The 21373-nt window shown below is 46.9% G+C and carries 21 protein-coding genes; 6 read left to right on the forward strand and 15 right to left on the reverse strand.

Going from position 1 to position 21373, the window contains the following annotated elements; all coding sequences use genetic code 11:
- Positions 1-91: 91 nt before the first annotated feature.
- On the forward strand, positions 92-571 hold the full coding sequence (locus ACFSRY_RS15940; RefSeq protein ID WP_377509945.1) for a vitamin K epoxide reductase family protein: 480 nt from the start codon (positions 92-94) through the stop codon (positions 569-571).
- A gap of 86 nt (positions 572-657) precedes the next feature.
- Here the strand turns inward: ACFSRY_RS15940 and ACFSRY_RS15945 are convergent, their stop codons facing one another.
- The gene (locus tag ACFSRY_RS15945) at positions 658-1329 is read right to left on the reverse strand and encodes a hypothetical protein (protein WP_377509948.1); all 672 of its coding nucleotides are present in this window, start codon (positions 1327-1329) and stop codon (positions 658-660) included.
- 256 nt (positions 1330-1585) lie between these two features.
- On the opposite strand from ACFSRY_RS15945, the gene ACFSRY_RS15950 reads away from it, so the two are divergent.
- Together ACFSRY_RS15950 and ACFSRY_RS15955 are read left to right on the forward strand one after the other, a co-directional pair.
- Positions 1586-1756: a hypothetical protein gene (locus ACFSRY_RS15950; protein WP_377509951.1), complete on the forward strand. Its 171-nt coding sequence runs from the start codon at positions 1586-1588 to the stop codon at positions 1754-1756.
- A 98-nt stretch (positions 1757-1854) separates the two neighbouring features.
- Positions 1855-2088 (forward strand): hypothetical protein, encoded by a 234-nt coding sequence (locus tag ACFSRY_RS15955; protein WP_377509954.1) that lies wholly within the window; start codon positions 1855-1857, stop codon positions 2086-2088.
- A gap of 37 nt (positions 2089-2125) precedes the next feature.
- On the opposite strand, the gene ACFSRY_RS15960 is transcribed toward ACFSRY_RS15955, so the two are convergent.
- The 14 genes from ACFSRY_RS15960 to ACFSRY_RS16025 all read right to left on the reverse strand — a co-directional run bounded on the left by ACFSRY_RS15960 (position 2126) and on the right by ACFSRY_RS16025 (position 18023).
- Positions 2126-2581, reverse strand: a complete 456-nt coding sequence (locus ACFSRY_RS15960) for a DMT family transporter (RefSeq protein WP_377509957.1) — start codon at positions 2579-2581, stop codon at positions 2126-2128.
- 104 nt (positions 2582-2685) lie between these two features.
- On the reverse strand, positions 2686-3318 hold the full coding sequence (locus ACFSRY_RS15965; RefSeq protein ID WP_377509960.1) for a DUF3347 domain-containing protein: 633 nt from the start codon (positions 3316-3318) through the stop codon (positions 2686-2688).
- A gap of 63 nt (positions 3319-3381) precedes the next feature.
- The gene (locus ACFSRY_RS15970) at positions 3382-4581 is read right to left on the reverse strand and encodes an efflux RND transporter periplasmic adaptor subunit (RefSeq protein ID WP_377509964.1); all 1200 of its coding nucleotides are present in this window, start codon (positions 4579-4581) and stop codon (positions 3382-3384) included.
- 18 nt (positions 4582-4599) lie between these two features.
- Positions 4600-5910: an efflux RND transporter periplasmic adaptor subunit gene (locus ACFSRY_RS15975; protein ID WP_377509967.1), complete on the reverse strand. Its 1311-nt coding sequence runs from the start codon at positions 5908-5910 to the stop codon at positions 4600-4602.
- Between the two features lie 32 nt (positions 5911-5942).
- Entirely contained in the window at positions 5943-7247 is a 1305-nt protein-coding gene (locus ACFSRY_RS15980) for a TolC family protein (RefSeq protein ID WP_377509970.1), read from the reverse strand.
- Positions 7234-9132, reverse strand: a complete 1899-nt coding sequence (locus ACFSRY_RS15985) for an efflux RND transporter permease subunit (RefSeq protein WP_377509973.1) — start codon at positions 9130-9132, stop codon at positions 7234-7236. Before ACFSRY_RS15985 ends, ACFSRY_RS15980 begins: the two co-directional genes overlap by 14 nt.
- Positions 9133-9161: 29 nt before the next feature.
- On the reverse strand, positions 9162-10457 hold the full coding sequence (locus ACFSRY_RS15990; protein ID WP_377509976.1) for an efflux RND transporter permease subunit: 1296 nt from the start codon (positions 10455-10457) through the stop codon (positions 9162-9164).
- A gap of 161 nt (positions 10458-10618) precedes the next feature.
- Positions 10619-11050, reverse strand: coding sequence for an HYC_CC_PP family protein (locus ACFSRY_RS15995; RefSeq protein ID WP_377509979.1), 432 nt, complete (start codon positions 11048-11050; stop codon positions 10619-10621).
- A 213-nt stretch (positions 11051-11263) separates the two neighbouring features.
- Positions 11264-12667: an alkaline phosphatase family protein gene (locus tag ACFSRY_RS16000; RefSeq protein ID WP_377509982.1), complete on the reverse strand. Its 1404-nt coding sequence runs from the start codon at positions 12665-12667 to the stop codon at positions 11264-11266.
- Positions 12612-13892, reverse strand: a complete 1281-nt coding sequence (gene eboE, locus ACFSRY_RS16005; RefSeq protein ID WP_377509985.1) for a metabolite traffic protein EboE — start codon at positions 13890-13892, stop codon at positions 12612-12614. Before eboE ends, ACFSRY_RS16000 begins: the two co-directional genes overlap by 56 nt.
- Before the next feature lie 55 nt (positions 13893-13947).
- Positions 13948-15126: a 3-dehydroquinate synthase gene (locus tag ACFSRY_RS16010; RefSeq protein ID WP_377511220.1), complete on the reverse strand. Its 1179-nt coding sequence runs from the start codon at positions 15124-15126 to the stop codon at positions 13948-13950.
- Positions 15127-15234: 108 nt separating this feature from the next.
- Positions 15235-16143 carry a UbiA-like protein EboC gene (gene eboC, locus ACFSRY_RS16015; RefSeq protein WP_377509988.1) on the reverse strand — a complete coding sequence of 303 codons (909 nt, stop codon included), beginning with the start codon at positions 16141-16143 and terminating at the stop codon, positions 15235-15237.
- Between the two features lies 1 nt (position 16144).
- Positions 16145-17086, reverse strand: a complete 942-nt coding sequence (locus tag ACFSRY_RS16020; protein ID WP_377509991.1) for a TatD family hydrolase — start codon at positions 17084-17086, stop codon at positions 16145-16147.
- 43 nt (positions 17087-17129) lie between these two features.
- Positions 17130-18023: an EboA domain-containing protein gene (locus ACFSRY_RS16025; RefSeq protein WP_377509994.1), complete on the reverse strand. Its 894-nt coding sequence runs from the start codon at positions 18021-18023 to the stop codon at positions 17130-17132.
- Between the two features lie 280 nt (positions 18024-18303).
- On the opposite strand from ACFSRY_RS16025, the gene mug reads away from it, so the two are divergent.
- The 3 genes from mug (at position 18304) to glgP (ending at position 21308) form a co-directional block, all read left to right on the forward strand.
- The gene (gene mug / locus ACFSRY_RS16030; RefSeq protein WP_377509997.1) at positions 18304-18855 is read left to right on the forward strand and encodes a G/U mismatch-specific DNA glycosylase; all 552 of its coding nucleotides are present in this window, start codon (positions 18304-18306) and stop codon (positions 18853-18855) included.
- A 154-nt stretch (positions 18856-19009) separates the two neighbouring features.
- Positions 19010-19279, forward strand: coding sequence for a hypothetical protein (locus ACFSRY_RS16035; RefSeq protein ID WP_377510000.1), 270 nt, complete (start codon positions 19010-19012; stop codon positions 19277-19279).
- Between the two features lie 376 nt (positions 19280-19655).
- Positions 19656-21308: an alpha-glucan family phosphorylase gene (gene glgP, locus ACFSRY_RS16040; protein WP_377510003.1), complete on the forward strand. Its 1653-nt coding sequence runs from the start codon at positions 19656-19658 to the stop codon at positions 21306-21308.
- The last annotated feature ends 65 nt before the right edge of the window (positions 21309-21373 follow it).

Genomic DNA, 21373 nt, shown 5'->3' on the forward strand with positions numbered 1-21373 from the left:
GCATTAGAAGAAGAATTAAGGTAACAACCAGGTACTTGAAAAAACGCTTGGTTGTAAGGAAGCGTAGGTAAGTAGATAACAAAACTATGCTATGAAAGAAAAACTTACTGTAATAGACAAGATAAGACGCGACTCAAGTGAAGCAACAGAATACCGCCGTGACATTGCAGCACTAGCTGCTGTGGGTTTAATTGACTTTAGCCTCATATCCCTTTTCCAGATGGGGTACATAAAGAAGATGCCAGACTTACCAGGTAAAATATTTGATACGCAAAAAGTAAACACAGCGAAAGACGCAGTACTACTGGGGATGCCGGATGGAGTAATTAGTTTGGGGGGATATGCGGCTACAATGATGCTGGCTATGGCTGGAAGCAGGTTTAAAAAGCAGTCAAGGCTATTGGATATAGCTTTAGGAGCCGTTGTGCTGGGACAGGCTGCAGGAGCCGCACAGTACATGGTGAATATGACAACAAAACAGAAAAAGATTTGTATTTACTGCGTTGGAGGAGCAATTTTAAATTTTGCAGCTCTGAAACCCCTTCAAAGGCTGTTTAAGAGGAGAGATTAGAATAGCTTAAATGACAGGGCTATACCTTAAGAGGGAACAAGCTCCTTTCTAAAGGTATAGCCGTATCATTACACTGTTTGGTTCTGTTATTCCTCGGGCTCCTCCAGGTGTACCAGGTATTTCGTTAGTTTGTCCCACTGAAGTGCTTGCACTCCAGCCCAACCACCTTCGGCAACAAGTGTGTTTATCAGGGCACGTTCACCGGCTTCTTCTCCCTGATTATTTATGCCTTCATTCCTGCCAATCTCATAGCCATGTAAGGTATTGCCCTCACGGGTAACCCGAAAGGTACTGCTCGCCTCTTTTATGAAAAAATGCTCTATTTCTGCATCTCCTTCACCAAGTTCCTTCGGCTGCTCACTTGGATGTACTGTAAACTCAGCCATGGTGTCTTCTACATGTATATCCGTAATGCGTACCCAGTTATCCAGTGTGGTTCCTGGCAGCACAATTTTCATATAGTAACCTACTTTGGGCTCTTTTGTAGTAGTGCGGTGTCCTCTGTTATCATAAAGGTGAAACGTAGAGTTTATCCCTGGTAGGTTTGACCACTCATTCACATCAAACAGCTTTTGTTTTGATCGCTCGAACTCCTGAGCCGCTGTTGTTTCATCAGGGAAAGAATTCTCGTTGGTATATACCTTATCCTTTGTTTCTTCCCCCTGAACAACTTTTAACTCTTTCTTTACTTTGTTGACTATATCTTTTAATGACATACTGTTATTCTCCTTAAGGTTAAGTTCAATGGGTGCTTTCATGAGGTACGTGCACAGAAAAGAGATGTTAATAGTATATACTGGTTTAATTTTCGCCCTTCACCTTTAACTATGGTATAGGTACTGTGGAGCCATCGGGGGCAGGGAAGTATGGCTTTCCCTGGACCAGCGCATTCAGCTCATGAAGTGGAGCGACATAATCAGCGGGACCCTTCTTATCTTCTTTGGTTGGCGGGGCTTAACTCCAGACCGACCGGTCAGCCTTTGGGTGTGCTGATTTATCGGAATCTGGCTAACCATGGCACCGCTTATTTTCTGGTCTCCTTCTGCTGCTGCCTATATAAATGATACCATGGTTGGCGCACTTATTATTGCGTTGACCATATTAGTGCCTGGAATGCCAAACATGATCATGTACATGGAAATGGGGCCGCAGGTACCGCCGGGCTGGGATGAGTATATTAGGTAATGTGCTGTAAATAGGATGTAAGTAGATGGTAATTAACTAATTGTTTCTGTTGTCGTTATAAATAGTCTAAATTAATTGTAGAAATTATCAGTAAAACTATGGAAGAATCTGCTGGAGAATTTTTTTTAGGATTAGGTATAATCGGAATTATACTGGGACTAATACTTCTTATCATCTATATCTGGAGTATCATCTGGTCCTATAAAGATGCAGAGAGACGGGGTAAACCTGGGTGGTTAGTGGCTATAATTGTAGCATTTCTGGCCTGGCCAATAGGCTTATTGCTGTGGTTACTTGTGCGTCCCAGTAATGAATCTACATACCGTCCTTAGCCACAACCGGAAGTTCTGGTCTAATTGAGCGTGTAATTTACTTCTTGTTGATCAGGTATGCACCAAGTATAAGAGCAACGGCACCAGCTAAACGGGTAAGGGTGATCGGGCTGTGCTTAACCCCTATCAACCCGAAATGGTCGTATACCAGGGCAACAATCAACTGCCCTGCTACTACCAGAGCAAGCAGGTTTGCTACACTTAAACGCTGCACCGAAATGATTACGCTTGTTATAAAGAAAGCCCCTAAAAAGCCACCCAGGAATTTGTACCACTCTATACCTGTTAGCTGTTTCAGTGCAGGCACTTCCTGTTTTGTCAGCAGTATCAGAGAGGCAAGCACAATAGTGCCAACGCTGAAGGAAATAAAGGCGGCAACCAAAGGACTTCCAACTGTGGCTCTTAACTGGCCATTGACAGCTGTCTGAGTAGAAACTGCTATACCAGCCAGGAAAGGTAACAGCATAACCCAGGAAATATTTAATTGAGGCATAGCTTCTGATTTTAGAAGCCAAAGATAGTGCTCCTTAATTAAAAAGGCTATACCAAAAAAAGAGCGAACCACCAGGCTCGCTCTTTTAATAAGGTGAATCTCGTCTACTTCTTATAGACCTCTTCTACACTACCACACTTCAGCATAGACTCCCCGAAATAGGGGTTACGAATCTCTTCGTTTGAGCTTAACCAGTATCCTCCCTTGTTATCCATTGCCATTGGGCAGTGCTGATAGTATAACGTTTCATCTGCGGCATTAAATGCCTTAGCTAATGAAAACACAGATTCAGAAAGCATTTCCAGGTTCTCACGTTGGGCAGCCAGATCATTTGCGGATGCAATAGATGTAGCACTGCTTATTACTTCCTGGGTCTTTTCTTCAGCGTATGCTTTTTCATCTGTGGTAAGTGTAGCTACAGGCATCGCTTTAGCAACTGTTACTACTTCATTGGCTGCTGCCTGAGCAGCCTGGGCGTCAGAGGCTACCAGAGCATCCTTCAACTTCATATACTGATCTACCAGTTGCTCAATCTGGGTTTGCATTGGCTCAGACACAGATTCGAAATTAGGTGTCTCCACAACAACAGAAGTTGGCATCTGGCTGTGGTCCATCGTAGAGTGGTCCATTTCCTCGGTTTGCTCAACTGCCACCTCCGCGTTCTCAGTGGTGGTCTCAGAGCATGCTGTAAAGGCGAACGCAGCTATAACGGCTGCAGTAAAAAAAGTCTTTTTCATTTGAATTGATTTGAGTGAATTATATTGATTTTTAGTTTTACTATAAGTGAAAGAGAAGATCTCTTAGTGGTTGTGCCCTGCCATAGGATCAGCACCTTTTTTTAGCACAAACTCGCTATATAGCAGATAAGCTCCTGTTGTAACCACCTTTTCATTTTCTTTTATTCCCGAAACAATAGCTATATTGGATGCGCTCTCTTCACCGGTGGTTACCATACGTGCCTGGAAAGTATTCTTCCCGGTTTGTACCCAAACATGACTTCCTTTCTCATCCCGTATAACCGCATCAGTAGGCAACACTAAATCCTGCCCGCTTTTACCGGGAAGAATCACATTGGCCTGCATGCCAGGCAGGTACTGATCATCCTTGTTTGGCAACTCTGCACGAAGTACAGCTACCTGAGTTCCTTGCCGGTATTCAGGACTAATGAAAGTAATTTTTGCAGGCACAGCCTCCTCTGCAAAGCCCTGAACTGAAACGGCAAGTTCTTCCCCGATCTCTATATTGTTTAGCTCCTGAGGGTATAATTCTGCTTCTACCCAGATCCTGTTAAGCTTACCCAGTCTATATAAAATGGAGCCTTCTGAAACGTACTGACCCTCGGCAGCCGCAATATCTGTTATCACACCACTTGTCGGTGCTAAGAAAGTTATCCTTGACTCAGGATCGCCGCTCCTGGCAAGTCTTTTAATTTGCCCTTCAGTAAGTCCAAACAGGAGGAGCTTTTGCTTTGCAGCCTCGAGGAAAGATGCGAAGCGAGGGTTTTCTTTACCAAGCTCCTGGTACTGCCTTAGTGCAAGCAGGTATTCTCTTTGCAACGTAAGCAGCTCCTCAGAATACAAATCATACAGGGGTTGTCCCTTCTGCACCGTCTGCCCAGTTTCCTTAATATATAGTCTCTCTATTCGTCCCTGAACTCTGCTGCTGATTACGTCCGTTTGTGTCTCGTCCAGCACAAGCTTTCCGGTAAGGATGGTGTTGGAGTTAACATCCCCGTATTTCACTCGCTTGGTGCTGATGTTACCTAAAGCGATCTGGCTGTTGCTAAGCATTAGCTCGCCTTGCTCCGTACCACTTTGAGAGACAGGAACGAGGTCCATGTTACAGATCGGACATATACCAGGCTCGTTCTGTACGATCTGAGGGTGCATGGGACAGGTATAAATCTGCTCCTCAGCTCCAGCCTGTTCATGCTGTTTTTCAGTGCAGGCACCGAGAAAGAGGATCAGGAGTGCAAGTAATATATTTAAGTATCGTTTCATGTTCTTATTTTGAAGTGACTACTCTTCTATTTTTACAAAGCTTTCACTATCTACCATAAATTGTGCATTGGCAGCGATAACATCATTCTGGTCAACTCCAGATATAAGCTGTACCTGGTTTCCTGATGTGGATCCGACAGTCACAGCTATTGGTTTATAAGACCCATTAAATTTCTTGAAGACAACTGACCTGGTCCCTATATCCATCACCGCTTGCTTAGGAACCCAAAGCGATGTTTCATTGGTATAGGTAGCTGAGCCGGAAACAAGCTGACCCACCCGGGCAATCTTCTGCTCACCTGGCAGGTACACCCTTACCTTGGCAAAATTCTCTCCAGCTTCGTAGAAAGGTTGCAGAAAGTCTACCTTCGCCTCTAGTTTTTTACCGGGCAGTTGCGGGAGCGTGATTTGAACAGGGGCACCTTTTGCTATAGAAGTCACTTCACCGGCAGGAACATTAAACTCAGCCCACAGCTGGTTTGGGTCTACCACACGAAGCAGCGGCTGCCCTGTGCTGACATACATACCCTCACGCAGCTGAAGTTCGCTGCCCGCGGCAGGGGTAGCTGCACCACTACGATCCATACCAGGATTTGCTGTGCCGCCTCCCATACTATTCATGCCATCACCTGCTGTCGGAGCCGTAATGCTTCTGCTACTTGGATTTGCAGACGGAGCTGTTGTATTCAAGCCGATCACATAGCCGTTATAAGGGCTGTAAATAGCAAAGGTATAACTGGCTTCACCTGTGCGTAATAACTGATTTACCTGGGCATCTGTAGCTCCTAGCAGACGTAGCTTCTGTTTTGCGGCTTCGATTAACGCCTTATCCTCCGGGGCAGAATTTACCAGGTATAACAGCTCTTTTTGTGCCGTTACCAATTCCGGACTATACAATTCCATCAGCTTTTGACCTTTGTTTACCGGCTGGTAGTTGTACTTCACGAACAGTTTTTCAATCCTGCCACCTACACGGGCCGGAATTGAAAAGATCCTGCGCTCGTCATAGGTAATCAGACCTTCCATTTCCACTGTTGTTGGCACCGACTTTTCCTCCGGCTGTATGGTACTGATGTTAGACACCACAACTTCGTCTGTAGGTTTTAACAGGAAGGCCAGGTCTTCTGTTATTTCGATGTCTTCCCCATGGGTAGATTGCGGTACCAGGTCCATGCCGCAGATAGGGCAGGTACCAGGTTCGTTCTGCACGATCTGAGGGTGCATGGGGCAAGTATAGGTTGTACCTTCCGCATGCTGATGCTCCTGCTCAGAACAAGCACCAAAGACCAGTATGAGCAACAGGAACAGTACATTAATAAAATTCTTCATTTCAATATCTTTTAGGCTGATTTACCGGGAAACTACCTTTCGATCTCTTTTTCATAAGCTACAGCCAACAGGTACAAGGCCTGCAGGTTGTTCAGGTATTCCATCTGAGCCATGTTCAGAGCTTCCCATGCATCAATCACCTCTGGTAATTGAGCGCTGTTCTGTTCATAAGCCAGCATGGTCACATCATAATTTTTCTTTAGCGCCGGAAGGATTTTTTTCCTGTAATTCTCTACCTGCTCACGTTTTGCATTAAGCTCCAGCGCCATGTTACGCACCATGCCCTGCGCTTCATTCAGGATGTTCTCACGCTCACGTTGCATGGCCTCAATCTCCAGGTTCATCGCCTTTGTGTTGGCTTTGTACATTTTAGACGACCACGGTGCTATGGGGATAGAAACCATACCCATGGCGGTAAATTGGTTCGGCATCATATTGTTTCGTGGTGTCATGTGGTCAAAACGAACACTGAAGTCGGGCTTTCGCTCCAGCTTTTCCTGTTCCATTCCTAATTTCATTGATTCTATTGTTCTGTCTATCTGCCTGATATCGCTTCGGTTGCTGATCAGATAGGCCGAATCAGTGGCCAGGGCAACCGGTTCAGGAATAGAGATGAGCGTGTCGATCAGAAAGCGGGAGTCTTTTGGGAGATTCATTAAAATATTAAGCTTTACATTCTGCTGCAGAATTTCATTGCGCGTCATAAGCTGCATGTTTTCTACTTCATGCAAACGTGCTTCCGCTTTGTAAATGCTTCCAAGCTTGCCCTGGCTATAGGGGTACCTGATGCGGGCAAGCTTTAGCATGTATTCCATTATCCGCTCACTTGCCTGAAGTACATCCAGCTTCTTTTCCAGTACCAGCCAATTGTAGTACGCTACCTTTGTCTCAGAGCGCAGCTCATTAAATGTTACTTCTGCCTTGGCTTGCTCAATAGCTGCCCTGGAATCAAAAAATGCTTGTTTTGCCCGCTGCTTGGCCGGGTTGGGTATCGCCTGTTCCGCCGATATCATATAAGAGCCCTCCCGCTCATCACGCTCCACTTCCTGGCCAGGATAGGGCAGCATAAAGACGCCCGCACCCACCATTGGTGGCATCCAGCCTGTTGCTCCCTCTGCATAGGCATCCATGGCGCGCGCGCGATAACTAAACTGCTGCATCATAGGATTATCTCTCCGAACAGCTTGCAGCACGCTATCAAGTTTTACAGGCTGCTGCTGAGCTATGGCTGGAATGCTCAGCAGGAGTACGAGCAAAACAGCTACAGCAGGGGAGAAGAATCGTCCCATTCCCTTAACAGGAGAGGTACTTAAAGTATATTTTTTAATGCTTGACATCGTAAATCTCTAATTTTCCGTGTTTCCTTAACTCGTACTCTTTTGTCATTTCAAACACAACCGGGGTTACCAGCAGAATATGTATGGAAGAGGTGAACACACCACCAATCATTGGTAGCACGATTGGCAGCATCACATCAGAACCAATACCAGACGCCCACAACACCGGCACCAGGCCAAAAAGTGCAACAGATACAGTCATGATCTTCGGCCGGAGGCGCTTGGCAGCACCCATGAATACATAATCCCGGATGTCCTGCTTTGTTATGGTCTCAGCAGTGTTACCTTTTGTGTCTACCAACTGCTTCATTGCCTCGTTCAGGTAAACAACCATCACCATAGCGGTTTCAATCGCCAGACCAAAGAGAGCTATAAAGCCTACTGCCACAGCCACTGATAAATTCACGCCATAGAAATACACAATGAATACGCCTCCAACCAGTGCAAAAGGTATCGTGATCAGGTTTAAAAGGGCTTCTTTAAGGGATTTAAAGCTGAAGTACAGGATGAGGAAGATGATTACCAGCACAAGTGGAATAATAACCTGCAGCGTTTGTGTTGCCCGCACCTGATTCTCCCACTGTCCACTCCACTCCAGGTAATATCCTTCAGGAATTCCGGTTACTTCTTTGTTGATTTTTTCCATCGCCTCCTCAACGGTACTGCCAAGGTCACGGTCACGTACATTGAAAAGCACTGCCCCGCGAAGCTGCGCATTTTCAGAGTTAATCATTGGCGGCCCGTCAGTAAAGTTTATGTCTGCCACTGAGGACAACGGAATAGTGCCGGCCGCTGAAGTTTGCAGCGGAATGCGTCTCAGGCGCTCTATGCTGTTGCGGTAATCCTGTGCCAGGCGCACGTTAATCGAGAAGCGTTCACGGCCCTCAATGGTATTACCTATGCTTGCTCCACCCAAAGCGGATTCTATGGTCATGTTCACATCATCTACTGTTAAGCCATAGCGGCCCAGTGCTTCACGCTTAATATCTATTTCCAGGTACTTCCCTCCTGTGATAGGCTCCACGTACAGGTCTTTTACCCCCGGCACAGACTCCAGTTGCTGTTTTACCCGCTCAGACACAGCATAGACAGAATCGAGGTTCTGACCATATACCTTCACGCCTACATCGGTACGAATACCAGTGGCCAACATATTGATACGGTTAATAATTGGCTGTGTCCATCCGTTTACAACCCCCGGAATCTGCAGTTTTGCATCCAGCTCCTGAATGATGTCCTGCTTCGAGATTCCCTCGCGCCATTCTGACCGCGGCTTTAACATGATGATGGTCTCAATCATGCTGATAGGGGAGTTGTCGGTAGCTGTACTTGCACGACCTGCCTTACCCAAGACACTCTCCACTTCCGGTACAGATTTGATGATCTTATCCTGAACCTGCAGGATTCGCTTCGCCTCGGCATTGGAAACATCCGGAAGCGTGACGGGCATGAAGAGAATAGAACCCTCATCAAGTGGTGGCATAAATTCTGTGCCAAGGCTAAAGAGCATTGGTATTGCCACCAGCAGGGCCAGAATGTTGATGCCGATGGTTGTTTTCCTCCATTTCAGGCACCATTTCAGCACAGGACTATACACCCGCTCAAGGCCCCTGTTGATAGGGTTCTTGTTATCATCTTTAAACTTGCCCTTCAGGAAAAAGGAGATAAGTACCGGCGTCAGTGTAATGGCCACTATCGCATCTACTATAAGAATGAACGTTTTCGTCCAGGCCAGGGGGCTGAACAGTTTTCCTTCTTGCCCGGTTAGCAGGAAAACAGGCAGAAAGGAAGTGATTACAATCACCGTACTCCAGAACACACTGGGGCCAACCTGTTTGCTGGCTTTCTCGATGATGGATAACCTGGTTTCTTTATCTAATTTCATTTGATTCGATCTTAACTAGCTGATTTACTTTAGCTGTTTACTTCTTCTTCGATCCACTCCTTTGCCTTTGTCGCTTCTGCCAGGTGCCGGTAAGAGTTCTCCACCATCACAATGGCATCATCCACAATCACCCCCACTGACAGGGCAATACCTGTTAAAGACATGATGTTGGATGAAATATCAAAAGCGTTCAGGAGGATGAAGCCTATGGCAACAGAAAGCGGTAACTGGATGATTATAACCAGGGCACTTCGCCAGTGGAAAAGGAATAGAAACACCACAACAGAAGCCACAATCATCTCTTCTATAAGTGTCTTTTTTACAGAGCTAATACTTTCGTTGATCAGGCCACTGCGGTCATAAACTATGTTAAACTTCACGCCCTCGGGAAGTCCCTTTGAAACCTCCGCCATTTTCTCCTTCACGTTCCCTATCACTTCCTCGGCATTTTCACCGTAGCGCATTACAACAATACCACCTACGGCCTCGCCTTCACCATTCAGGTCGAAAATGCCCAGCCGGCTTTCACCCGTCATCTGGACCGTAGCTACATCGCTTACCCTTACCGGAATGGTATTATTGGTGGTGATGGCAATGTCCTCGATTTCTTCCGATGACTTCAGGTATCCGGTGGTTTTAATGATGTAGCCAATATCTGAGCGCTCAAACTTACGGCCGCCGGCTTCGTTGTTGTTTGCCCGCACAGCCTGTATCACCTGTGGGATAGTGATGTTGTAGTAAGTGAGTTTGTTTGGATCTACTGTTACCTGGTATTGCTTCTGAAACCCTCCAAAAGATGCCACTTCACTGACGCCTTCAACATTTTGCAGAGCAAATTTGACATACCAGTCCTGCACGGCCCGCTGCTCTCCGAGGTCCATGCCCGGAGCATCAAGCGTATACCAAAGGATGTGCCCCACACCGGTTCCGTCCGGTCCTAATGTAGGCGTTGCTCCTGGTGGAAGTAGGTCACCTACAGAATTAAGACGCTCCAGCACCCGGGATCTGGCCCAGTAAATATCCGTGTCATCCTCAAATATGATGTAAATGAAGCTCATGCCAAACATGGAACTTCCCCGGACATATTTTACATTCGGAAGACCCTGCAGGTTAGTAACCAGGGGGTAGGTAACCTGGTCTTCGATAATCTGCGGACTGCGCCCCATCCATTCAGTAAAAACAATAACCTGGTTTTCCGACAGGTCCGGGATAGCATCTACCTTATTTGTCTGAACGGAATAAACTCCCCAGCCAAAAAGGATGGCAGAGATCAGGAGTACGAACACGCGGTTTCGTAGTGAAAATGAGATTAACTTCTCAATCATGTTAATGATGTTCTAAACCTTTACAAATTGTATTGACTACCGCTGGAATTGCGGAGAAGAAGGAGGTGCCTTAAACTGAAGTATAGGTATGACTATGCCAAAGCGCACAGCAAAGTGAAGCTGCAGCGTCTCAGCGCACCCTTAGGCACCTGGTTCAAAGGTTATAGAAGGAGAGACTGCACCAGCACCGGTATGTCGCGGGCCAGGGGGGGAGACTCGTAAAGAGCGTAGGTCGGCTTCAGGTCCGCCTCAGGCGCATACCAACGGAGTATAACGGCTTTTACAGCGGCTATAAGCTTGATGTCCTGTAGATTATTAAGTGTAATGTCTTTGTGCTTGGCCGCAATGTCGAGGCGCTTAATGATCATCTGGTGATCTTCACAGCAGCTTTTGTCATCCGGGCTTTGCTGGGGAGCATGACAGGCAGGAGCTTTTTCACGCTCCTGCTCCATTGGGCATTCTGCTTCGGTACCAAAGAAGGTAACATCACGCAGCTCACCGCCACAAATATGCATACCCATAGCTATGCCTGTCGAGGAGACGAGCACCAGCAGCGTAAGGGTTAGCAATATGATCCGGCGGTATAGATTCATTTCTTATGTTTCCTGCTACAAAGCTATGATGTAATTAGCAAGTATTGTTACAAAATTAAGCAAAATATTTGTAACATTTTCTTATTAACAGGTGAGGGCTATAAACGATTCAAAAAGACGACCTCCCTTTACTCCATATGCGTGCTGGTAGGTTTTAGCTTCTATGAAGCATCATACGTTGGTTGCTAAAGATTTCAGCAGCTCACATAGCTCTCACGCTTCTGCAATGAAAGTTGGCTCTGGCTTTGGGACCTGAAGGTGTTGAAGTATTGTGTTAAATACATCTACAGCATGCATTTGTTTTGGTACCTCCTGCTTATTTTTCGTCAACAGAAGTGGCCATTCTTCTACATCCTCTGGTATACGGCCATGTGATCCTTTTATCAGCGTAGCATCCAACGGGATAATATCCAGGACTGTACGGAAGCCCAGTTTCTTCTTTAGCAACTTTCCTGCCACCAATGGTAACGGGAATTTTATATTAGGGTCGATAAACATCTCTACAGGATCATACCCTGGCTTTTTGTGGATGTCTACCATTCGGGCATAATCTGGTGCTTTCGCGTCATTTAACCAGAAGTAATACGTGAACCAGGCATTGGCTTTAGCAACTACAACAATTTCACCGCACCGTTCATGGGCCAGGTTATACTTGTGACGCTCATCACCGGCTAATACTTCATCTATTCCCTCTGTCTGCATTAGTAGCTGCTTTACTTCAGGAATTTTGTCATGATCTCTCACGTAAACATGCGCCACCTGATGATCTGCTACAGCAAAAGCCGCGCTCATAGCAGTGTCCAATAACTCCGTTTCCCGCTCCACACGCACTTGAATGTAACCATTTTTACGCAGCACGCGGTTTATGTGCACTGGCTGGTTTACGTCTGAAATGCCATATTCAGAAAGCACCATTACACTGGCACCTTTTGCCTCATAGAATTTTATCAGATCACCCACCACAGCATCTATTTCCTGCAAGTCCTTGCCAATACGTGGGTTGGACGGGCCCAACCGCTGCAGGTTATAATCCAGGTGGGGTAAATATATGAGGGTTAGTGTCGGGTCGTACAGATTATCAGTGATTTTACTTGCTTCTGCAATCCATCTGCTTGACTTGATGGAGGTTTTTGGTCCCCAGTAGTTGAACAGTGGGAAAGTCCCCAGCTCAGCCTGTAACTTGTCGCGCAAGTCGGCGGGTTGTGTATAGCAATCGGGCAGCTTACGACCATCGGCCAGGTACTGTGGACGCGGCGTAAGGGTATAATCGGCAGAGGTATTCATGTTGTACCACCAGCCCATATTTGCCACAGTAAAGTTTGGATCCGCTGCGCGTGCAACTTCCCACACTTTAGGTGCCTGAACCAGTTTATTTGATTGGCGCCAAAGTTTTACCTCATCCTCATCCCGGAAATACCATCCGTTGCCAACAATGCCGTGCTCGTAAGGCCACTTGCCGGTTAAGTAAGTGGATTGCGCGGTACAGGTAACGGCCGGGAGTACTGGCTTTATACTTGTTTGTTGTGCTTCTGCTGCCCATTTGGCCAGAAAAGGAGTGTTTTTACCGATGAGTGACCTGGTGAGGCCTACCACGTTCAGAACTACCGTTTTCTGCATCTTGATCTGTTTTTATGTTTTTAAGAACCCATTCCAGCTCACGCTGAATAGACGTTGCTAAATCTTTTTTAATTTCTTCAGGCAGCACTTCCCAGGTATAGGTTTCTACCTCCAGGTGCTGTGTTACCGGTTCTTTTTGTAATATCCGCAGCACCTCCGCTACATCCTCCTGTGTCGACTGCAAACCGCTGTACTCTTCGGTAAATAATGGCACATGGAAGTGCGTGCGCCACTCTATGGCATTCGGTTTCCGGATGTGCTGTAGCGCAAAAGTCAGGTCCGGATACTGGGTTAATTCTCCGTCATCGCTGCGCTCCACCACCTGGTGCAGGTAAGTAGATTCGGCTAAGGTTGACATGGTTTCTGCAATTTCACTACGGGTTTCTATATCTTCCGGTAACTTGGTTTTCAAAGCTGCACTTAGCTGTATTTTACCGATTCTGATGCCGGCATGCTTCAATTTGGACAAGGCTTCGGCTTGCTTTTCAAATGCAAGAGCAAAGTGGCATACATCATAACAGAGCTGCAGGTGCCTGAAGATCGCTTCCTGCGCCTGATCCTTGGTGAGGCCTCTTGTATCCTGGAGCTTTTTAAGGCCTACAGGCAATAACCATTCGTTATAGAATTTGATTACCTCCTTTGAGTTCTCCAAAAGCCCGTCTGGTTCTGGTTCTATATCAACATGTATGGTTTTGCCGGTTTTTTGCTTGATCTCCAACAGTGCTTCTACCAGGCTGATCAGGTTATCCGTGCAGCTGGTATAAATAGCTTTTACCTTAGAGTCATCCTCTTCCAGCAGCCAGGGTTTATAAGAAAGTGGAGAAGTAGAAATGCCTCCTTCCATTTCGCGGGGAAGTAACTCGGCCAATATCTTTGCCAGTCTCACAGTGTAGCTTAAGCGGGCTTCCGTTGTCCAGTCAGGTTTATGCACCTGGTCCTTTACCTCGTGGTGGTGAAACTCGCCGTAAGGGAATCCATTTATAGTGAAAACATATAAGTCCTGATCCTGAAGCCACTGCTTAAACTCGGACAGCACATCATTGCCCAGTAACTCTTTACTCGCCAGATGTGACAACCGCAGACCTATGCCAAAAGGCTTGTCCGGGGACAGCTTTTCTTTGAGAGGTGGCAGGTATGTTTTTAAGTTTTGGTATACTTCGTCCCAGGACTCTCCGGGATGGATATTGGTACAGTAAGTGAGATGATATCCTTTATCCAGGTACATGGCTTGCGTCTTTGGTTAAAAATCAACCGGTGTAATTCAGCGGCTCTACCAGTGATTATACTTGTGAAAGCTTTTGGGGTTGGTGTTTTTGCTTAAGTGTTTTTACAGCCTCTGAAATAAGTGCCTCCTCCATATGATTAACTTCCACCCCGGCGCCAATTCCTGTCAATAACATTATAGTGAGTTTCCCCCCCAGGTGCTCCCGGAATTCGTTTAGCCCTCTGACGATAGTAAGCTGGCCAGACTGCTCTTTATGAGTCAGTTCCGGTACAAACAGATCGAAGCCCAAGGTCTGCAGCAAGTCAAGAACATTGTTGCAGTCCTTTTCGGTAATCATTCCCTTCAGTCGTGAATAGACCACGTCAAGAGCTATTCCAACAGCTACAGCCTCGCCATGGCGAAGCCTGTAATCAGTCATCTGCTCCAGCTTGTGCGCAGCCCAGTGCCCGAAGTCCAATGGTCGGGAAGAACCGAATTCAAATGGGTCTGCTCCCCCAATGTGCTCCACGTGCAGTTCAGCGCAGCGATAAATAAGCTGCTGCATAGCTTCCATATCACGGTTCACCAGCTTTTGCGCGTCTTCTTTTATCTTTTTATAAAACTTGGCATCCTTGATAAGAGCTACCTTGACAGCCTCCGATATGCCGGCACGCCAGTCCCGGTCCTCCAGGGTTTGCAGAAAATTGCTGTCGTTGATAACAGCAACGGGAGGAGCAAAGGTGCCGATGAAGTTCTTCTTCCCAAAGGAGTTTACCCCGTTCTTCACGCCTACGCCGGAATCATTCTGAGAGAGAACCGTAGTAGGGATGCGGATGTGGCGTATTCCCCGGTGTGCGATGGCTGCTGCAAAACCTACCAGATCAAGTACGGCCCCGCCGCCAATGGCCACCAGGTAAGAATGCCGGCACACGCCATAATCATTTACAGCGGCTAAGAGCTGCTGCAGCAGGTCCGGATCGTTTTTGGCCTCCTCGCCACCTGCTATAACAACGGGTGATGCCAACTGCTTAAGCACTCCGGCATGTGCTGCTGTATAAGCCGTGATCTGTTCTAAAAGTGTGGGGTTAGCGTCTGCCACTCCTTTGTCCACCACAAAAAGGACTTTCCGTTGATGAGCTGCAGCGTTTTGTGGCAGTACATCCAGAAACAGCTCGTTATCCTTTGAAAAGAGATCTTCGGTAAAGTGAACCCCATACCTGAACTGCACTGCAAAGTTCTGTTGTATCGTCTTCATCATGGGGAAGAGGTATGTTTATAAGAGTGAATACGGATTTAGTATGTTAAGAGTGTAAGTATGCTGTAATCCTACGGAAGATAAAGCACGATACACGGAAAGCGTATTTCATGTTACTGCAAAATTTCGGGCGATGTAAATAGATATTGGTAAAAGAAGCAGTACAACTAAGCCATACTGCCACCCGGCAAAACCGGCAGCGATGCTTGCGTTCATCACAATCAGAGCCAGTATACCAGCCTTAACCGCTTTGATGATCCTTTTTGGTTCACGGGCTGGCATAGCACGAAACAGCGGCGGGAAAATGATGTAAGCAAAGAGCACCAGAAACGGAATACTATATAGTAGTCTGAACTGTGGGAGTAGTGCCAGACTGATGATGCCGGCAAATACAATAAGGTACATCAGAACAGCTCCTTTCAGGGCAGCTGTATTCCCCCCATGCACTTCTCCACGACTAACCATGGTGATAGCTGCAATGTAGATAACAGGAATAAGGGCGATAAACCAGAGGCTTGCCAAAGCAGCAGGAATTGCGCTTACTCCTAATAACAGGTTACCACCCCGGCAGGCTCCCATATTTACAGGACCAAATACCGGATGGTGCTTCCCTTTCCAGTCGTACAGAAGGGCAAGCAAGGCTACCACCAGGGCAATAGCAGCACTGATAAGGGAAACCTGCCAGGCTGCGAGTATACCTCCCGCCAACAGAAGCCCTCCAAGCAAAGCGGCTCCTGTAACGGTTGCTTTACCACTTGGTATCGGGCGCTCAGGGCGCTCTACCCGGTCCAGGTCAGCGTCAAAAACATCGTTGAAAACAACGCCACCGCCATACAGACCAATTGTTGCCAGCACCAGCCAACCCAGGGTTTGTAGGTGAGCCATCTCAAAGCCATTCTCCCACAAGGATACAGACATCAGTGCTCCGGAAGCTGCGAAACCAAGCATGATATCAGCTATGGCAGTAACGATGTTTGCAGGGCGCATCAGTCGAAGGTATGCTCCGATTGTCGTCATGCTAGCGGACGATATTAGAGTCCAGTGCTCCGTCAGGGGCGACCTCACCAACCACAGGCGTCTGGCCACCGCGCAATACGGAGTTGTCGGAGAATTTCTCGCGCTGGTCCACAGAAGAGGGAGTTAGCCAATCAGACTCGTGCATCTGGCCGCTCTTGCCAAACGAGTCCAGCGCATTCTGGTAACAGGTCTTGCGCACATCCTCTATGTCGATTCCCCTTTCGAGCATCAGGGAAGCAGTCTTGGGAACGGACAGTGGGTCAGACACGCCCCAGTCGGCGGAGCTGTTGACAATGATGCGCTCCGAACCATACTTCTTCATGATCTCCACCATGCGCTCATTGCCCATCTTGGAATTCGGGTATATAGTAAAGGCGGCCCAGAAGCCCCTGTCCAAAACGTCCTTGACTGTCTCCTCGTTGTTGTGGTCAATGATAACCATGTCTGGTGAGATGCCGTGCTCCAGGCAGACCTCCATGCTTTTGATGGTTCCTGCCTTTTTGTCGCGGTGCGGTGTGTGCACCTGCACGGGCAGGTTTACCTCCTTTGCCAGCTCGAGCTGTGCCCTGAAATATTTGTCTTCTACAGGCGTCTGGTCGTCGTAGCCGATCTCGCCTACGCCCACCACACCCTCTTTGCACACGAATAGCGGGAGCAGTTCCATCACCTGCTCGGCAAGCGGCTCGTTGTTGGCTTCCTTTGAGTTAAGGCCGATGGTGCAGTAATGCTTAATGCCGAACTGGCTGGCCCTGAAACGCTCCCAGCCCACCAAACTGCTGAAGTAATCTTTAAAAGAACCTACCTCGGTGCGGGGCTGCCCAAGCCAGAATGCAGGCTCGATTATGGCCACGATGCCTGCTTTGCGCATGCGCTCATAGTCATCTGTGGTGCGGGAGGTCATGTGAATGTGCGGGTCGATCAGCATCAGGTTGTGCGTATTCATAAGCTCAGAATAAAAGGATGGTTAGATTATTTAGCTTTTAATTTTATTTGTTCATAGAAAGGGTCTTGTCACCGATCAGGCTCCAGGTGATCTCGCCGTTTTCCACCCGCGACTTCAGTTGCGGGTGTGCGTTGAGCAGTTCCTTTGCCGGGGCAGAGTTGCTTTGGGCACATACAAGGGCTGCAGCCTCCTGCTCCAGTTCGTTTGGCTGGGAGAAGAGCTTTTGAATATCCTTTAAGATAACATCATCAATGAAGGGGCTGACTGGCCTCCAGAGCTCTGGTGAAACGGGGCGCCCTGCAGACCAACGCTCATGCGCGTAGTCTGAAAGGATGCGGGCAAGCTTTGCGTTGCTGCGCTGCTCAATGCCATAGATGCGGTAAATGGGTTTGCCGACAAAGAGCGTCTTGAGCACCATGTTGTTCCAGGCATCCTCCTCCATGTAGTCGGCAGGGTAGGGGTTGTCGAGGGCAATGGCCTCGAACACATCACCCATGTTGGTGCGGAAGCCCTCTGCCGCTCTTTTCCGGAACAGCTCCGGGTGGGGCAACAGTGGCAGGGCCGCATACAGCGCCACCAGCTCGCCCATGTCGGCGGTACTGTAAAGGGTTTCCACTTTGCTTTGGAAGGCGCCGGCATCCGTGTAAGGCAGCGAAAGTAAAAGGAGTGTGCGTGCAGTTTGGGCGGTTAACCAGCGGCTCGGGTCAAATCCTTTCCTCAGCAACCGTGCTTTATGAGCATCTGCTGCGGTGTACTGTAGTTTTTCTTTTCCCACAAAGCGGGGAGCTGAGCTGAAAGCAAGGTAAAAGTCTTTGTCCTTTCCGGCTGCAGCCAGATCCATCTTCTGGTTAAGCCATTCCATGGCCTTTTGAGAGGAGCTGCGTTCCAGTAATTCTTTCAGAAAAGTTCGGGTTGCGTAGATGTCTGCCTGATACACTTTAGGATTGCTTTGACGTTTTCAAAAGGTTCAACACATATTGTAAGCGATTCCAGTGCATGGTTTCAAGGGAAGAAAACCACCTGGTGTCGGATAACTTCTATCTATAGAGAAATAGCTAAGAATATTTGCCAAGCGTGAGCGGTATACAGTGATGGTTAAATTACCGAAGTTGGTTTTACGATAGGGAGGGCAGAAGGTTAACAGAATTTTTGCACTGTTTTAACTAACTTTTTTTACGTATGCCGTAAAGGTGCTACGGATAAGATCAAAGCATAAGGTGACGAGCAAAATCTACAAACCAACTAAGGAAGAAATAGCAGCAGCTGCAGGTAAAAAAGTGGATGATTTAATCGCCAAAGATCTCCAGGTGTTATTCTGTGGTATAAACCCGAGTCTTTATACCGCTGCAACCGGATACAATTTTGCCCGGCCAGGGAACAGGTTCTGGCCTACCTTATATTCCTCAGGATTCACACCCCGGCTATTAAAACCCCATGAACAAGAAGAGCTGCTGACCTATGGCTGTGGTATCACTAATTTTGTTGAGAGAGCCACCACAGCGGCAGCTGAGGTAAGTACAAGAGAACTGGTAGAGGGAGGCAAGAAACTGGTTGAAAAGGTCCTGACCTTTAAACCAAAGGTGCTTGCCATGTTAGGAGTAACAGCTTACAGAGCAGCATTTAACCGAAGAGATGCTAAAACCGGTCTGCAGGCGGAATATATTGGTGATACCCGCCTGTGGGTGCTTCCAAACCCAAGTGGATTAAACGCACATTACCCTCCTGAAGCACTTGCTGCTGAATACCGTCAGCTCTATATCTCTTTGTAGAAACTGTAGAAGCCAATTGAAATCTAAGTCAAAGATTGATTCACCCATGAATATTAGCCATTCACCAATTCAAAGAGATTATTTTTTGATAAAAATTTAACGATATGAACTTTTAAGTTGATTCTGACGTGATATATGAAAATTAATAGTACTGATGGAAGAATTGGATAGATTAAAAGAAGGCTTAACAAAAAGCAACCTGTTAGTTTACAAAAATGAAGACCTGGGCCTTAAATGCTCATTCGTAAAAGAAGGAATGGTAGTCGATTCTTTTGTTATTGAAGATGATGTGCTGGCTAAAGCGTTGAGCGAAAGAGGAATGCAAGGCATAGTAGAAGGAAGTAACCTGCAGATGCTTAGAAACAACTATGATTGGTTTTCGCTGAGTGTGAAAACAAAGAAATTACTTCACGAGCTTACATAAGATGGTTTGAATTCTTTACGTAAGCTTTTTAAGGTATTAAAACCTGGCACTAGCCAGGTTTTTTTCATTTAGTTTCTATGGGTGCTTGTTACTTTTTACAGAATGATAGCTATGGGTTTACCAGAGCTTATAAACAGTCGTAGTATCATCCATATGCTTTAAGTTCTTATCTTCAGGCGTTTGTGACTCTCACTTTCAATTAAGGCAGTTTCTGTATCAGTTTTGGCTTCTTTGGCGTAGCTGTTATAATTAGTTTATAGAATCAGGTTATTATAATAAGGACCTGAACTTGCTACCTTTACAGCTTTATTTTTGACGTTTTATCTCTAGGAATGTCGAATAAAAGCTGCAATTTGGGAGAATAATTAATTTGACTATGACACAGTACAACAGGTGGTCACACCCTCATGATATAGATAAAAGGTATACGAAGAAAGTAGCTTACTTCAGTATGGAGTTTGCCATTCATCAGGCTTTGAAAACCTACTCTGGCGGACTCGGGTTTCTGGCTGGCTCGCACATGCGAAGTGCATTTGATCTGCACCAGGACATGATAGGCATCGGTATGTTGTGGAAGTTTGGCTACTATGATCAGGAGCGAAACGAAGACCAGACGATGCGGGTGCTCTTCCAGGAGAAGTATTATACTTATTTAGAGTACAGTGGCATTACAGTACGGGTGGATATAAACAATCATCCTGTTGTTGTAAAGGCGATGGTGCTGAAGCCGGAGATATTTGGTACGGTGCCGATGTACTTCCTGACAACAGAAGTTCCTGAAAACGATCACCTGGCTCAAACCATAACACAAAGGCTTTATGATCCGGAGCCGATGGCCCGCATTGCACAAAGTATAGTGCTGGGCATAGGTGGTGCCAAAGTAGTGGAAGCGCTGGGTGGGGCTGACATACACCATATGAATGAGGGACATGCCCTTCCTCTGGCTTTCTATTTGTACCATAAATACAGAAATGTTGATCAGGTTCGCCAGCGAATGGTCTTTACAACGCACACACCTGAGAAAGCCGGTAATGAGGAGCACGATATTCACTTGCTTGAAAGAATGGGCTTCTTCAATGAGATTCCCTTAGAGGAGGTTCGGAACATCACAGGCATGCATGCCCTGATGTTTAACCATACACTAGCCGCATTGAGATTGTCTAAGGTATCTAACGGTGTATCTAAACTACACGGGGAGGTTGCCCGTGAGATGTGGTACGACAATGAAGGTGTATGCGAAATCAAATCTATCACTAATGCCCAGAACGTGCCTTACTGGATGGATGAAACGATGCAGAAGGCATTGGAGAAAGATGATAATGCAGAGCTGAAGCGTCGTAAGGCTGAAATGAAAAAGCAGCTTTTCAAACTGGTGGCAAACCAGGCAGGAAAACTTTTCAGGCCAGACGTTCTCACCATTGTTTGGGCCCGCCGATTTGCTGCCTATAAGCGCGCTGATCTTTTACTCCGTGATATAGACCGGTTTTTCAGGTTGATCCATAATCCTGAATTCCCGGTGCAGGTTATCTGGGCAGGTAAACCATACCCATTCGACCATGGCGCAGTACAGATATTCAACAAGCTGGTGAAAGTGGCTTATAAGCGGGATAATGTTGCGGTGCTGACCGGCTATGAGCTGGAGTTATCGCGTGATTTGAAGCAAGGTTCCGATATCTGGCTGAACACCCCTCGCAGACCCCGCGAAGCGTCTGGTACAAGTGGTATGACGGCTGCTATGAATGGCTCAGTGAACTTCTCTATTCAGGATGGATGGATACCTGAGTTTGCACGACACGGTGAAAATAGCTTTATTATACCGATCGCAGATGTTACACTTCCTGACCATATTCAGGATGATGCTGACTATGAAAACATGATGCGTATTCTGGAGCAGGAGATCGTCCCAACTTATTATAAGAACCGGGACAGGTGGATGGAGATCATGAAGCAAAGTATGCGTGATGTGATTCCTGCGTTCGATGCTGACAGAATGGCGCACGAATATTACGAGAAGATGTATAATTATTAAGTATGACTCTAAAAGAACAGCAGCGGCCGCTTAGCATAAAGTCTAAGCGGCCGCTGCTGTTTTAT

Origin of the sequence: Pontibacter locisalis (genome assembly GCF_042684605.1) — a bacterium.
GTDB lineage: Bacteria > Bacteroidota > Bacteroidia > Cytophagales > Hymenobacteraceae > Pontibacter > Pontibacter locisalis.